At 40.6% G+C, this 15,121-nt stretch carries 13 protein-coding genes and 1 pseudogene; 10 read left to right on the top strand and 4 right to left on the bottom strand.

The window, feature by feature from the left end; genetic code table 11:
- Positions 1-15: 15 nt before the first annotated feature.
- The 9 genes and pseudogenes from WAE57_RS04025 (at position 16) to WAE57_RS03985 (ending at position 11,743) form a co-directional block, all read left to right on the top strand.
- The gene (locus WAE57_RS04025) at positions 16-1,125 is read left to right on the top strand and encodes a beta-ketoacyl-ACP synthase III (protein ID WP_237787161.1); all 1,110 of its coding nucleotides are present in this window, start codon (positions 16-18) and stop codon (positions 1,123-1,125) included.
- 11 nt (positions 1,126-1,136) lie between these two features.
- Positions 1,137-1,898: pseudogene (locus WAE57_RS04020) on the top strand (lysophospholipid acyltransferase family protein).
- 501 nt (positions 1,899-2,399) lie between these two features.
- On the top strand, positions 2,400-4,406 hold the full coding sequence (locus tag WAE57_RS04015; RefSeq protein WP_337708450.1) for a hypothetical protein: 2,007 nt from the start codon (positions 2,400-2,402) through the stop codon (positions 4,404-4,406).
- 88 nt (positions 4,407-4,494) lie between these two features.
- Positions 4,495-6,210, top strand: a complete 1,716-nt coding sequence (locus WAE57_RS04010; protein ID WP_337708448.1) for an AAA family ATPase — start codon at positions 4,495-4,497, stop codon at positions 6,208-6,210.
- Positions 6,211-6,332: 122 nt separating this feature from the next.
- A complete protein-coding gene (locus tag WAE57_RS04005) occupies positions 6,333-7,316 on the top strand; it encodes an ion transporter (RefSeq protein ID WP_337708446.1) in 984 nt (327 codons plus the stop codon).
- Positions 7,317-7,426: 110 nt separating this feature from the next.
- Positions 7,427-7,573 carry a hypothetical protein gene (locus WAE57_RS04000; protein WP_337708444.1) on the top strand — a complete coding sequence of 49 codons (147 nt, stop codon included), beginning with the start codon at positions 7,427-7,429 and terminating at the stop codon, positions 7,571-7,573.
- A 399-nt stretch (positions 7,574-7,972) separates the two neighbouring features.
- Positions 7,973-8,335 carry a hypothetical protein gene (locus WAE57_RS03995; protein WP_337708442.1) on the top strand — a complete coding sequence of 121 codons (363 nt, stop codon included), beginning with the start codon at positions 7,973-7,975 and terminating at the stop codon, positions 8,333-8,335.
- A 1,145-nt stretch (positions 8,336-9,480) separates the two neighbouring features.
- The gene (locus WAE57_RS03990) at positions 9,481-10,401 is read left to right on the top strand and encodes a LysR family transcriptional regulator (RefSeq protein WP_237787166.1); all 921 of its coding nucleotides are present in this window, start codon (positions 9,481-9,483) and stop codon (positions 10,399-10,401) included.
- A 166-nt stretch (positions 10,402-10,567) separates the two neighbouring features.
- The gene (locus WAE57_RS03985; RefSeq protein ID WP_337708438.1) at positions 10,568-11,743 is read left to right on the top strand and encodes an MFS transporter; all 1,176 of its coding nucleotides are present in this window, start codon (positions 10,568-10,570) and stop codon (positions 11,741-11,743) included.
- A gap of 53 nt (positions 11,744-11,796) precedes the next feature.
- On the opposite strand, the gene WAE57_RS03980 is transcribed toward WAE57_RS03985, so the two are convergent.
- Positions 11,797-12,252 carry a DUF441 domain-containing protein gene (locus WAE57_RS03980; protein ID WP_337708493.1) on the bottom strand — a complete coding sequence of 152 codons (456 nt, stop codon included), beginning with the start codon at positions 12,250-12,252 and terminating at the stop codon, positions 11,797-11,799.
- A gap of 136 nt (positions 12,253-12,388) precedes the next feature.
- Between WAE57_RS03980 and WAE57_RS03975 the strand changes: the two genes are divergently transcribed.
- Positions 12,389-13,099, top strand: a complete 711-nt coding sequence (locus tag WAE57_RS03975; RefSeq protein ID WP_337708436.1) for a 16S rRNA pseudouridine(516) synthase — start codon at positions 12,389-12,391, stop codon at positions 13,097-13,099.
- Positions 13,100-13,102: 3 nt separating this feature from the next.
- Here the strand turns inward: WAE57_RS03975 and WAE57_RS03970 are convergent, their stop codons facing one another.
- From WAE57_RS03970 to WAE57_RS03960, 3 genes are all read right to left on the bottom strand, one after another.
- Complete coding sequence (locus WAE57_RS03970; RefSeq protein WP_237787169.1) at positions 13,103-13,546, bottom strand: GNAT family N-acetyltransferase; 444 nt, start codon at positions 13,544-13,546, stop codon at positions 13,103-13,105.
- 92 nt (positions 13,547-13,638) lie between these two features.
- Positions 13,639-13,974, bottom strand: coding sequence for a type II toxin-antitoxin system RelB/DinJ family antitoxin (locus WAE57_RS03965; RefSeq protein ID WP_337708433.1), 336 nt, complete (start codon positions 13,972-13,974; stop codon positions 13,639-13,641).
- A 115-nt stretch (positions 13,975-14,089) separates the two neighbouring features.
- Positions 14,090-14,995: a pseudouridine synthase gene (locus tag WAE57_RS03960; protein ID WP_337708430.1), complete on the bottom strand. Its 906-nt coding sequence runs from the start codon at positions 14,993-14,995 to the stop codon at positions 14,090-14,092.
- Positions 14,996-15,121: the final 126 nt, after the last annotated feature.

Genomic DNA, 15,121 nt, shown 5'->3' with positions numbered 1-15,121 from the left:
TAACGGGAGTTTTACATGGGCATTCGTATTACCGGTACCGGTCTTTATCATCCAGAAGAATCCATTAGCAATGATGAATTGGTTGCAAGTTTAAATGCTTATGTGGAACAGTTTAACCACGACAACGCGGACAAAATTGCAGCGGGTGAGATTGAAGCGCGTCGCGGTTCAGATGCAGAATTTATTGAAAAAGCATCCGGTGTTAAAAGCCGTTATGTTGCTGAAAAATCAGGTGTGCTCGATCCTAAGCGTCTTTATCCACGTTTACGTGAACGCAGCGATGACGAACTTTCTATTCAAGCGGAATGGGGCGTAACTGCCGCTAAACAGGCGATGGAAAATGCCGGTGTTACCGCTGAAGATATCGATGTGGTCATTCTTTCATGTTCAAACATCCAGCGTGCTTATCCTGCTGTAGCGATTGAAATTCAAACTGCTTTGGGCATTCAAGGCTATGCCTATGACATGAACGTTGCCTGTTCTGCTGCAACCTTCGGTTTAAAACAGGCTGCGGATGCAATCAGAAGCGGTGCGCGCCGTGTATTGTTGGTGAATGTGGAAATTACTTCTGGTCATACGGATTTCCGTTCACGTGACTGTCACTTCATTTTTGGTGATGTGGCTACCGCATCGATTATTGAAGATACGACCATTAAAACTGGTTTTGATATTGTAGATACGCATTTGTTTACCCAATTCTCAAACAACATCCGTAACAACTTCGGTTATTTAAACCGTAGTGAAGATGCGGTGGTGGACGACAAATTGTTCCGTCAAGACGGTCGTAAAGTGTTTAAAGAAGTGTGTCCACTGGTTGCTAAAATCATTACCAAGCAACTTGAGAAAAATGAAATTGCGCCCACTAACGTTAAACGTTTCTGGTTGCACCAAGCCAATGCCAGCATGAATGACCTCATTTTAAAATATGTGGTAGGTAAAGATGCGGACCGTTCCCTCGTGCCAATTATTCTGGATGAATTTGCCAATACCTCTTCTGCAGGTGTGATCATTGCATTGCACCGTACTGCACATGAAGTGAATGATGGCGAGTACGGTGTACTTTGCTCATTTGGTGCAGGTTATTCTGTAGGTTCGGTTCTTGTGCAAAAACACGTTGTTGAATAAGGAACAATATATTGCAGGTTGAGCATGATGCAAGATGGATCAAGCGTCTAAGTACCTTGTCCAGACTGTATTTCACGCCAACCTTTGTTGGTGCTGAACATATATATGCTTCTCAACCTGCAATGTATGTCGGGAATCACACTCTATAGGGGTGTTTGATTCACCGATGCTGATTGATTATTTATATAATCATCATAAAGTGGCTGTGGTCAGTATTGCTGATCATGGCCATTTTTATTTGCCGGGTTGGCGCACCCTGTTTAAGAAATTTGGTGCGGTGGACGGTGAAAAGGAGTATATCCGTGCAGCGATGCGACAGGGCTATTCTATTCTGGTCTTTCCTGGTGGTGGGCGCGAGGTATTGAAAAGAAAAGGTGAGGCTTATCAGTTGATCTGGAAACAGCGTTACGGTTTCCTAAAACTGGCGCAAGAATTTAACTATGATATTGTTCCGTTTGCAGCGCTAGGCGGAGATGAAATCTTTGAACTGGGTTTTGATGCCAATCTTATTGTGGAGAGTCACTGGTTCCAGAAACTGCTCAAGGTTCCACAGCTGGATAAACTGCTGAGGCATGGTGATGTGATTCCATCATTGCCTAAAAATATGATTCCAAAACGCTTAGCTTTTTATTTTCAGTTTATGCCACGACAAAATTTAGCGCATATTGAAGATATGCAGCAATTACAGGATTTTCGTGACCAAATCCAGCAGCAAATCTATGCAGGATTGATTGGCTCATTTAAAACAACAGCGTGAAGTTGAGAGAGTTTGAGTAGGCTCGGTGAATCTTTTATTTCTATAGTTTTTTATAATGGATAATTTACAAATATTTAATATTTGATTTTTTAAAATCAGCACGGCCTCATTTGATTGATTCATTTTTTATGCCTTTGTGTAGGCATTGCCTCTACTTTTGCCAGGTCAAAATGAGGAACTCAAAATATATTTTGAGTCCGCGAGAAAAACCTTTTGTTTCCCATACACGACATCCTGAGTCAGTTTTAAGCACTGCTTTAAAATGCAGCGCAAGGGATGGGAAACGTGTGGCATCCATGCCACAGTCATGGCTCTAATACCTGCTAAAAACCTATTTAAATTTTAGATTTAACAGTGGCTTGAAGTATTTGAAAAATGATTTATGAAGTCTAATGAATTATTAAACAATCAAACTAGGATGATTATCGAGCAAGTTTGATTAAATTCTAAAGTCAGCATACATTATCTGGATGAGGCGATAATTTATCCAGACTGATAAGTTTAATTTGGGGCGAGTATGGAACAGGAAAGTTTAGTACCGCAATATCAAGAGATTGCGAAACAGTTACTCAGAATTTCTAAAAGTTTAAATGATATTTTTCAAGATCAGCTGCATTTGGTGGGACATCTGAATGCGCAAAATATGTTTCGGATCGATCAGGAGCGCCATGTTGTACAAGTCGCTAATGGTCTATTTCAACTGCAATTTCATGCACCAGAGTCGGGCCTGAAAAGCATTTTGCACTGTGATTTTACCTACTTGGGGCAGAAAGCTGAATTATTAGAAGAATTTATTCTGCATGACCTGTACTTTCTAACCAATGATTTAAAGCCGCAACATTCACTCTATTTGCGACAAAAATCCCAACAGCTGCGACAGCTATTGCTGGATCAAGTGTACCTGTGGGTGCATGGAGCAGAGCGAGTGAGCTCTTATTTGAAAAATCTTTCATTGCCGGAAGCTGAAATTATTGATCAGCTAATGATGAAAGCCAATATTTATTCTTTTGCTGTATTGACTGATTCTGTAGTGAATAAAAAGGCATTGCCTGAAGCGGTGATCCAGCTGTTGCAAGAGATCTGTTCCGTGCAAAGGGTTTATGGCGATGAATTTTTACCCATCCAGTCCTTAATCGAAGCACTGGATGAGTTTTGTTTTAGTGCTGCGCAGTTTTTACCTGCGGCCATGTATCGCATTATGGCGCTTTCATTTGAAGAGCGCTTTAACTTGCATGAGTTAATGGAGCATCAGGATGATATCCAGTTGCTCTATCGGCATGCCCAGGAGCAACCTGCCTTACTTGGTTTTGTGCGATTAATGCGGCGTGAACTTTGGCAGCGTGATGATTTACTTTCTAAGCAGAATTTCCTCGATGCTTCGACCGTGGTCTGGCAAAAGAAAGTAGCAAAATTACCGTTATTTGATTATCCGCGTGCGGCAAACTGGCTGTTTAAACAGTCTACGGAGGTTCTGGACTGGTTGAGCCGCAATATTCAACAGAGCAGTGTGCGGGTAGCAGTCACGGCCCTAAGTTTTGTCGATAGCAGTCAGGTTCATTCGCAAGTCATTCTGGCCACCTTGCAGTACTTTCAGCATTGTTCAGCCCGCATGTTTATTCATAGCTGCCACTATTTTGCCATGCAGGAAGCCTGGTTTGAGCATGAATATAATTATAGTGTGGTGCTGAAAGGGCAAGATCAAGCGCTGGATGATCATCGCATTGCCATTAGCCCTTCCATTTTATATCTGGATGAATGGATGGAACTCATGCGTAATGTCAGCAAAGGCAATGAACAAACCGTTAAAAAAATCTATTTGCGCCTAAGTCGGGTGATGCAAGCCTATATGCTGCATCTGTATAAAATCACCCAAGATTTTAGTCATGATTTAATGGCGTATATCCGGCCGGAAACCCATCAAAATCGTGAGTTTTATACGGTTTTGCAGCGCTACAAAATGCAGCTGGATGAGTTCCGGCAGGTGTTTTATTTGCGTAGTCGGCACATCCGGGTGTCTGTGTTTGATTCCTATGTGCGGGATTATCTGGTCGAATTTTTTAAGGATAACCAGTCTGTACCAAAAAGTACCAGCTGGATCGGGTTTTATCATCAGGCAACGGATTGGCATAGTTACATTCAAAAGCAGGAAATTATCAGCCAGCTCAAGAAAAATTATGCACTCGTGGTATGGCAACCGGTGATGCCAGAAAAAGTCATGCACTTTTCCAGCTGGAGCTTTGAAGAATTGACAGATCTGGACCGTCTTATTGAAGAGTCGCATAGATGTCAGAATTGTCTGGCGGCAAGCTATGCACAGCGCATTATTGAAAGAGAGTATGTGGCTTTTCATATGGTCTCGCAAACCGGCAAGCTGCATATGACTTTAGGCTGTTACCTGCGGGATGGTCAATTGATCTATGACCAGCTGGAATATCCGCACAATAAAAAAACTGAATACCTTTTTGTGAATATCGCGCTGCAATTTATCTCCTGGTTAAACCTGCAATTTGCGCCATTTAAGTGACAGTGGCTGTCGCTAAACTTTTTTCTGGGCTTAACTTTTAGGGAAAAAATCGGTAGGCTATAGCCGTTAATTTATGGTTATAGGTCTTATGAAACAAGAAACTGCACTCAAGCTTTTAAAAGCAGGCGAAAATGTCTTTTTAACAGGTTCGGCTGGTGCAGGGAAAACCTATACACTCAATCAGTACATCAATTATTTGAAAGCGCGTAAAGTGCCGGTTGCCATTACCGCATCCACAGGCATTGCGGCAACGCATATGAATGGCATGACCATTCATACCTGGGCCGGAATTGGCATCAAGGATTTTCTGGCAGATGCCGACCTGAAAAACATGAAGGAACGCAAATACCTAAAAGAGCATTTGGAAAATGCCCAGGTACTGATTATTGATGAAATTTCCATGCTGCATGCCAAGCAGCTGAATCTGGTCAATCAGGTTCTAAAATATTTTAAAGAAAGTGATGAAGCTTTTGGCGGGATTCAGGTGATTGTCGCAGGTGACTTTTTCCAGTTACCGCCGGTAGGTAAAAATGACGAACGCAACCGTGACAAATTTTGCTTTATGTCGGATGCCTGGGTTGAGGCGAAATTTCGGGTCTGTTATCTGACCGAGCAACACCGTCAGGGCAATGACTATTTAAATGACATCTTGAATGCCATTCGTAGTCAGAGCATTAGCACCGAGCATCTTCAGGCCTTGGAACAAACCCGTCATCAGGATATTGGCGAAACCTTTACCCGTTTATATACCCACAATATGGATGTGGATAGCATCAACTTTAAGCATTTGAATGCCATTGATGCAGATGGACGTCAATTTGATGCGGTGTGTGATGGCAATGACAAGCTGATCGAAACTTTGAAATCTTCAGTTCGTGCGCCTGAAAATCTCACCTTAAAGAAAAATGCCAAAGTGATGTTTGTGAAAAACAACTTTGATATGGGCTATATCAACGGCAGTTTGGGCGAAGTGATTGGCTTTGAAGAAGATGATGAACACGGCATTTTGCCAAAAGTAAAATTGACCGATGGTACGGTACTGGTGGTTGAGCCTGAAACCTGGTCGGTCGATAATGATGCCGGTAAAACCATTGCCAGCTTTCAGCAAATTCCATTACGTCTGGCTTGGGCCATTACCATTCATAAGTCACAAGGCATGACTCTGGAAGCGGCTGAAATCAACCTGGCGCATACCTTTGAGAAAGGTCAGGGCTATGTGGCTTTATCACGTTTAAAAGCTTTAAATGGCTTGAAACTTTTAGGTATGAATACTCAGGCGCTGGAACTGGATAGTTTGGCTATTAAGGCCGATCGCCGTTTTCAGGAATTGTCAGAAGAAGCGGAAAATCATTTTGCACTGATCGATTTAAGCCCGCAGCATAAGGCCTTTATCCGTCATTGTGGCGGTACCCTGAATGAAACTGAAATTCAGCGTAATGAAAAGAAAATTGCCAAGAGTGGCGGTAAAACCAATTATGCCACGGCTACACTGGATGAAACACGGGAACTTTTTGAAGAAGGCTATGAAATTCAGGATATTGCCGTAGAGCGTGGTTTAACACCAGCGACCATTATTAATCATCTGGCGAAACTGCATAAAGAACAAGGGTTAGATATTTCGGTGGCTCATCCAGGTGAAGAAGTTGTAGAGCAAGTACGAAAAATTTATAAACGCTTAATGAAGCGTCAAAGTCCGGAACATTTCAGTGAAGATGGGGTAATTAAGCTGCGTCCGATTGTTGAGGCGACCAGTCCGCGTATGGGTTATGACCAGGTTCGTCTGGCGCTACTTTTTGTTGAATAATTTTTTGAATAAATTAAAGTAATGCTAAATTAGTGAGTGACAAATACACTATGATTTTTCACTCATTACATCTTTGCAAACTTGGGTTAAACTACAGCCTTTAAATTACAATATGTACGGCTATGGCATTTAGCACGTGGTATACACTAAGAAAATTCGTTTATAACAATTTACATAATGAAGACTACGAAACCAGGTTTAGTCGGACGATCAACTATTTTTTAATTCTACTGATCCTGGGTAATGCGGCAGCTGTATTATTGGAGTCGGTAAATGACGTGTATCAATCCTATGCAGCATTTTTCGATTTTTTCGAATACTTTTCTATCTTCATTTTTTCGTTTGAATATTTACTCCGTTTCTGGTCAGTTGCCGAAGAAAATCCCTTTTATAGTGCTTGGAAGAATCGCCTGAACTGGGTCAAAAGTGGTGCAGCAATCATCGATTTATTTGCCATCTTGCCGGCTTATATTAATTTCTGGGTGCCTATTGATTTACGCTTCTTGAGAATTTTACGGCTCATGCGACTGTTAAAATTGACACGTTATTTTGTCTCCCTACAAATTCTATTACGCGTGATTGAACGTGAAAAAGGGTCTTTTCAGGCGGTCCTCTTTATTTTAAGCATCATGATTGTGATGGCTGCCGCCTGTATTTACGTGGTAGAAAGTAAAGCTCAGCCTGATGTGTTTACTTCAATTCCTGCCTCAATGTGGTGGGCAGTGGTGACCCTGACCACTGTGGGTTATGGAGATGTTACGCCTATCACGCCATTAGGTCGTTTTCTGGGCGCACTGATTACCATTTTAGGCGTGGGGCTGGCCGCTTTACCGGCAGGTATCTTGGCAACCGGCCTGACCTATGAACTGGAACAGCGTAAGCAGAATCTGGAATTAAAATTTAGAGAGTTATTGCAAAGTTCTGAAATTGATCTATTCAATGATCAGGAAAAAATAGAAAGTATGCGTAAAGAGGTGGGACTCACTTCAGAGCAAACGCGCAATATTATTTTCCAGTTGCTGCGCGAGCAACGAGAAGAAGCATTGAAGCAAGAACGCGAGCAATATGCCTATTGCCCACATTGTGGGAAAAAATTACCGGATTAAAAAATAGCTAATAATAGACTTCTTTCATAAATCATTTTAGAAACTAAAACTTGTTCGTAAAGCCAAAATTGAAAATAGATTTTAGTCGATATTAGATTCATGAGTGTGGCATGGATGCCACACGTTTCCCATCCCTTGCGCTGCATTTTAAAGCAGGGCTTAAAACTGGCTCAGGATGTCGTGTATGGGAAATAAAAGGTTTTTCTTGCGGACTCAAAATATATTTTGAGATCCTCATTTTGACCTTTCAAAAGTAGAGAGATTGCCTACGAAAAGGTAAAAAAACTAAATCAATCAACTGAGGCCGTGATGATTTAAAAAAAATCTAATATTGAACATTTTTTGATTTATGAAAGAGATCTAATGCTTAAACTCTTCCATGAAATTGCTGATCAAGCTTGTGTTTAAGGATAAATTATTTCTAATAATTCGTTACTGAATGGCTGTGTCCATGACAGATTTGAATGTCTATGTTGCTGCGAGTACAAGCAAGAATATGGGCAAATGTAAAGTCTCATAACAATTATCACTTTGAGTCAGAAAAATAATTTGTTATGTTGTTTCTGAATAACAACAATCTAGATCAGTTTGTAAAGTGAAAAAAACAGGATGATTTTTTCACTGACTTAAAATAATAAAAACTCAAAGGAAAATATATGAAACAGTATCAAAGAGCAGCGCTTGCCTTAGTGGTGGCCAAGCTGGAATTTGGCAATCATAAATCAAATATTTATGATTATAATGAAAGTGCATATCCTCAAATCAGCGGTAATGTAAATGCACAAGAAGCAAAACTGTATGATTACCAGCGGTCAGCGGTTTTTGAGGGACGAAACACTGGTCGGGAATTTAACCTCTACGATTATGGTCATAGCGAATTTATCAGTTTAAAAAAGAAAGGCATAAAAAAATACGAAGGTTATCATTATGGCAACTCAAGTTATTATGAAATCACCATTTCAGGCTCGACCATCAGACTGTATGATTTTAGTACCGGACAATATTATAAATTTAGCTAGCTCATCATGAATTTGATGATAAAAAATAGTCCCTATAAAGGAGCTATCTTTACTTTACTCTCTTTTTTGAAAATCTATGGCTCTTCTCTATAGATTATGCTGCTTCAGCTTCCAGTTCTTTACGAACTTCTTTCGCCATTTCAACCAAAGTTGCCCGCGCTGTTTTAGTTTCTGCCCATCCACGAATTTTAAAGTGGTTTTATATACATCGATGTCAGCATCATCTGAACAACATTCACAAGCATATTTTTAAACGTACCGCATGCGTCACAATACGGTGATAAAAAATTTACCCACAGCGATTAAGGTAGATCAGTTTCCGATTTGAGACTGCCAATTTGACGCTAAAAACTGCTTGTACTGTAGCCAAAAAATTCGCTGGTGTGGTTTTGCCTTTTCAGTAGCTTTGCTCAGCAAATTTAAGTTCGCGTTTTGCCCCAATACGGGCATAGCCCAAAATATGAAAAATAAGAGCCATGATGCTATTGCTGTTCCATAATTTGAATTTTATTTTAGTATTGAATCAGCATAATGATTTTTTATCTTTAAGTATCTGATATTTATATTTTTCACAGCCTTGTCTTTTCTTTAGAAATTTAAATGGCTTTGTGTAGGCTAAAACCCTACTTTTGACAGACCAAAATGAGAACTCAAAATATATTTTGAAGTTCGCAAGAAAAGTCTTTATTCCCCATACACAACATCCTGAGCCAGTTTTAAGCACTGCTTTAAAACGCAGCGCAAGGAATGGGGAATGTGTGGCATCCCTGCCACACTCGCGAATTTAACACATGGACTTCAACTATGGGACAGCAGTGGCCATGATGTTTTTAAAGACAGATCACTTTTGTTGAAAACATCATCGGATAAAATCAAACATGAAACAGGCTAATGAATTCCATGGTATAGTGAATTATATTCATTTATGAGTTGCTGAATTTGAGTATTCGTTTTCAGATAAATAGAAAAAAATACAGTCAAATTCATGGTTTTCATTTATTTTAAGTTTTGCCTGGTTCTTGCCACTCGAAGCATAGCTTCTCGTCTTGCGCTCAGGCAAAGCTGTTTTTTATTGTCCTTCGCACTTCCAGCCTAGCTGTAAGTCTTGCGCAAGGGCAAAACGATGTTTTGCTGGACCCTTGCTCATGCTAGAAATTCGCCATTTAAAAACTTTAACTGCCTTACGTGAGCATGGTTCACTGGTGGCTGCTGCCAATGACCTGTGTTTAACGCCATCTGCAATTTCCCATCAACTGAAAGAACTGGACCATTGGTATGGGGTAGAAGTGGTGAATCGTCGTAGCCGTCCGGTGACTTTTTCGAATGTGGGGCAGCGATTACTCAAATTGGCAGATGATGTATTGCCGCAAATCCAGATTACCCAAACCGACATTACCCGCATTGTACATGGGCAAACAGGGCGAATTATTTTCTCTTCGGAATGTCATAGCTGTTTTGACTGGTTGATGCCATTACTCAATCAATATCGTCATTTATATCCGGATGTAGACCTGGATTTTGCTTCAGGTTTTGAAGCCAATCCGCATGAACTGCTGCAAAATGCAGAATTTGATCTGCTGATTACCGCAGATCCGATTGCTTTAAAAGGTATTGAATATTTCCCGATTTTTGAATATGAATCGCGGTTAGTCTTATCCAATACCCATCCTTTAGTTCGTGCCGAACGCATCACCGTACAAGAATTGGCTGATGAAACCCTAATTACTTATCCGGTCGATAAACACCGTTTAGACATCATGGCGAAACTGTTTATTCCTGCGAATATTCAGCCGAAACAGGTCCGAACCACGGATTTAACTCAGATGTTAATTCAACTAGTGGCCAGTGGTCGCGGTATTGCGGCACTTCCAGACTGGGTGGTAAATGAATATGAGCAAAAAGGCTGGGTGACTTCACGCCGTTTAGACTGTGTATCTTCTACAGGTTTGCGCCGTACTTTGTATGCGGGCTATAGAACTGAAGAGAAAGAGAAAAGTTATTTTGAAGGTTTCTTAAAGCAACTGGCTAAATTCTCGCAAAAGCGTAATCAGTATTATTCTGTTTAAAAGGGTGTGCTGAATTTTGCACAGGTTCAAAACTCCAGATGAAATTTCTAATGGAATGAGTCAATACCAGACTGATTGTTCTAAGTTCTAAGTGGATATAAATCAACGATAAAAAATCGTTTTTATTCTTGCTAGTCTGGCGCTGGAATCGCTGAAGGAGAGGGTTGTGAGTTCCGTGCATTGGCTGAGCAAAGATTTATGGATTATTGCAGCAGGATTTGTCGCTGCTATGCATGTCGGGAAATTGCCACCTGCGGTTCCTGTACTACAAACCGAGTTAGGCATCAGTTTGGTGCAAGCCGGTTTTTTATTGTCCTTGGTGCAAGTTGCTGGTATGTGCATGGCACTCGTGCTGGGCAGTTATACCGCTAAAATTGGCTTAAAATGCTGTGTACTATTGGGCTTGAGTTTACTCGCATTCGCCAGTTTCACAGGTGGTTTTGTGCAGGAATTCTCGGCGTTGCTGGCACTGCGTGTGGTAGAAGGTTTTGGATTTTTACTGATTACTTTAAGTGGTCCTGCTTTTGTCCGCCAATTGGTTCCTGTTGAGCAGTTGCAAGCCAAGATGGGGCTGTGGAGCGCCTATATGGGAGGCGGGATGGGAATAGGCTTGTTATGTACTCCCTTTCTGCTCAATAGCATCGGATGGCAAGGGGTCTGGATTTGTTTTGGCTTATTATCGCTCGCCTTGGCCTGTGTGATTTACGTGATTATTCCCACAGCGCAAACTCATACCCAGTCAGTTGCGATTTTCGATTTAATTCAAATGACTTTAAAACATCCTCCCGCGTGGATTCTGGCCATTATTTTTGGTGTATATGCTGGGCAATGGTTTGGTTTGGTCGGTTTTTTACCCAGTATTTATCAGCAATATCAAATTTCTTTAGCAATGGCAGGTGCCTTAACTGCTATGGTGGCAATTGCCAATGCCATTGGTACCTTTACCTGTGGCTTACTGTTACAGCGTGGTTTTCGGCCTCAAACTTTAGTCCAAACCGGTTTTGCTAACTTAATGGTATGTGCCCTGAGTTTTTATCTATTACGCGAATTCTTGCCCTTTATTCTGCAATTTATATTGGTTTTGAGCTTTTCATTATTTGGCGGTTTGGTAGCAGCGGTTGTGTTTTCTCAAGTGTTAAATTTTTCCGCAAAGCCAATTGCCATTACCACCACAATCGGGTTGGTCTTGCAATTTTCCGCCACATCGCAATTTCTGTTGCCGCCTCTAATTGCCTCAATTGTACTGGCCACAGGCTCGTGGTTTTGGGTGGGAATTTTAATGGCAACACTGTCTCTGATTGGCATGATTTTAACCAGCATTTTATTTCGAAAAGCTGCCTAGTTCTTGAGGTGAAGACCTATAAGTGCTGATTTGCAGGCTTAAGATTTGAGAATCTAAGAATGTCCAATAAACAGGGTTAGTATCCCGGCGGCAATTAAAGGACCTACCGGAACACCACGTAATACTGCAACGCCTGCAACTGTTCCGATGAGTAAACCTGCAACCACATCGGGTTGATTGGTCATCAGTTTCACTCCACGTCCACCCAACCATGCGACCAGTACGCCAATGGCGATGGCAAGCAATGATTTAAAGCTTAAGAAGGATTTTAAAATGGCATCGCCGGGAATTTTGCCACTGGCAATCGGCGTAAGCACACCAATGGTTAAAATAATAATGCCAATATTTAACCCATGTTGTTGCAGATAAGGAAAATATTCATTCAGCGGGGTAATGCGAAAAACAATCAGCACACCTGCAGCAATGGTCACGGCACTATTATGGCTAAAGATACCACAGGCCAATAACACCAGTAGAACAATCAGGTTTAAATCTAGATGGGACATTATTTAAAGGGAGAAATTTATAAATCATCGCTATTGTATAAGGTTTTGATGGAAGATTTGCCGGAAAAAGCAGGAACAATAAAAATAGCCCTCATTTCAGTATAGAATGCGCATTCCGTGAGAGTAAAAGGTCAGGTCTATGTTGTTGGAAAAGATGTTGCAATCCCAGGGTTTTGGTTCGCGTAAACATTGCCAGCAGCTCATTAAAAACGGAGCGATTGCCATTCACGGTGAAGTCATCAGCAATCCAAAACATAAACTGGATTTAAAAGATTTAGCTTTTAGCGTCTATGGCGAAACGTTTGATTATCGGGAAAAGGTTTATATTGCTTTAAATAAGCCGCAAGGTTATGAGTGTTCACATCAGGCCACCCATCATTTTAGCGTATTCGATTTGTTTGATGATGTGTTGATGAATCGTGGCTTGCAATGTGTAGGACGTCTGGATCAGGATACTAGTGGACTGTTATTACTTACCGATGATGGACAATTTTTACAAGCCTTAACCCATCCGAAAAAACATGTCGCGAAAGTTTACCGCATGCATACGGCTGATCCTGTGACAGCACAACAAATCCAGCAACTGGAGCAGGGCGTGGAACTACGCAACGAATCAGGTATTTTTGCTGCAACGGAGCTTGTGCAACTTGCAGAAAATGAATTGCAGTTTACCGTTCATCAGGGCGTTTATCATCAGGTGAAACGAATGCTGGCGGCGGTAGGCAATAAAGTTGAGCAATTACATCGTCAACAAATTGGTGCATTGGAATTGACTGATCTGGAAGAAGGGCAGTGGATCTATCTCAGCGCCGCACAGGTGGAACTGGCCAAGACACGAATGACGGTTTAATCGTTATTTAAGGAAACAATGATAAATTTGAAATTCATTATCTTTGACAAAACCCATTTTTTCATACAGCTGGTGTGATTTATAATTGGTTTTTTGTGTTTCCAGGCTAATACGAATCGCATTTTCATGACGGGCAAATAAAATAGCAGTATCAATCAGTTGTTTAGCGGAACCCTGACGACGATAAGTTGGGGTGACGTAAACATCATCCAGAATATAATAAATGGAACACGATACTGAAGAAAAACCCAAATACAGTAAAATAAAACCGGTAAAGACATCATCTTTCACGTGAATAAAAATAATACTTTCCTGGTTTTTAAAACGTTGTTTTAAGTATTGATAAGATAAATCAAGATTGGAAGAAGCACCGTAAAATTGGCGATATTCATCGAATAAAACAGCAAGGGGATGTAAATCTTCTAAAGTTGCGCGTCTTACGATCATGCGATACTCCATGCTTTTTTATTGTCTTTGCATGAAGCATACCTAAGTTTATATAAGATTTTTTCTAAATTTTGTTTGTAAATGCGACACTGTTAAGTTTTGTCACTTTCGCCCAAAATCGCATTCAGCTCTTCAAACAAGTCTAAATGATCATCATCCAGATCAAATTCCTGATCTATATCCCTGCCTTGATCAACGGGCAGATTTAATTCTGTTTGCTGTTGCTTTAATTTGCGGATTCTATTCAGTTGATCAAGATTAATATTTTGATTTTCAATAGAAAAAGGAATGGATTTTGTTAATACGACTTGTCTGAAAAATAGTCGTACTGCTTGTGCTGGCGTAATGCCCAATTGTTTAAACACCGCAAAAGCATGTTTTTTTTCTTGGGAATCAAGTCGTATTTGATAAACTTCGGTTTTTCTCATGATTTTTTAAATACGTCTAATTACTTAACTTTTCAGCATTTATTTTAATCAAATCTAATGTAATTTCAATATTCATACACCATATTTACCAAAATAATTTGTAATGACAAGCATATTACAATGTCAGATCAAAATGAGATGAAAAAGCCATCTCCTGCTGGGAAAGAGGATCAAAAAAAGCAATATGCTGGGCTAAAAGCTGAAGTGGAGCAGAAAAATCATCTTCCCTTTTGTGTTGTACGGTCGGATAAAAGGGATCGTTTTTAATGGCAATACCCAAACTGTTTAAGTGCACGCGAAGTTGGTGCTGCTTTCCAGTGGTTGGTCTTAGCTCATATTTTCCCCATGCTGCATCATGCTCGATTAAATCAATCTCTGTTTCACTGTTTATTGTTCCTTCAACCACTTGCATGGTGTAGAACGGTTGGCCTTTTTCCATGCGATAACGTGTATAACAGGGAAATGCTAAATCGGCATGAAACGGTGCAATAGCATGATAGGTTTTTTTCACCTCACGTCTGGCGAACATCTCCTGATAAACTGCACGTGTAGAGGCTTGTTTGGAGAATAAAACCACACCTGCAGTTTCGCGGTCTAGCCGATGAATCGGAGTTAAAAACTCATTGCCAGTCTGTTTTTTTAATCGCACCAGCAAAGTTTCTTGCACATATTGTCCGGTCGGACTGATGGTTAAATAATGTGGTTTATCGACCACCAGCAAGTGTTCATTTTCAAATAAAACTTCATGTTCAAAAGGAACAGGTATTTCATGAGTTAAAAAACGGTAATAAAACACATGACTATTTTCGGTATAAGGCGCATCACAGTTTAGTAGCTGACCGCAGGCATTATAAATTAAACCATCGGCAAAACGTTGCAGCCATTCATTCTGGGCAATATGTGGAAACTGCTGACATAGATATTGAAAGACACTGTTCGGTGCTGGGGTAATCTTAGGGAGAAAGACTTTGCTTGCGCTTACGCCATCTAGCATGGGGGGAATAAATTCAGTGCTGGTCATGTGATTTGTCTTGGATCAATCTGTCGTTAATCAAAATGAATAATATTTACAAGGAAATGTAGGAAAAGTTACACATTTGCAAGTGCGAGCATGGGCAATAAAGCGGTGCGATGCTATCATAATTGG

Origin of the sequence: Acinetobacter sp. NS-4, from assembly GCF_037402435.1 — a bacterium.
In the GTDB taxonomy this organism is placed as follows: domain Bacteria; phylum Pseudomonadota; class Gammaproteobacteria; order Pseudomonadales; family Moraxellaceae; genus Acinetobacter.
The sequence above is the reverse complement of the archived record's forward strand: the minus strand, read 5'-3'. Positions and strand labels throughout refer to the sequence as shown.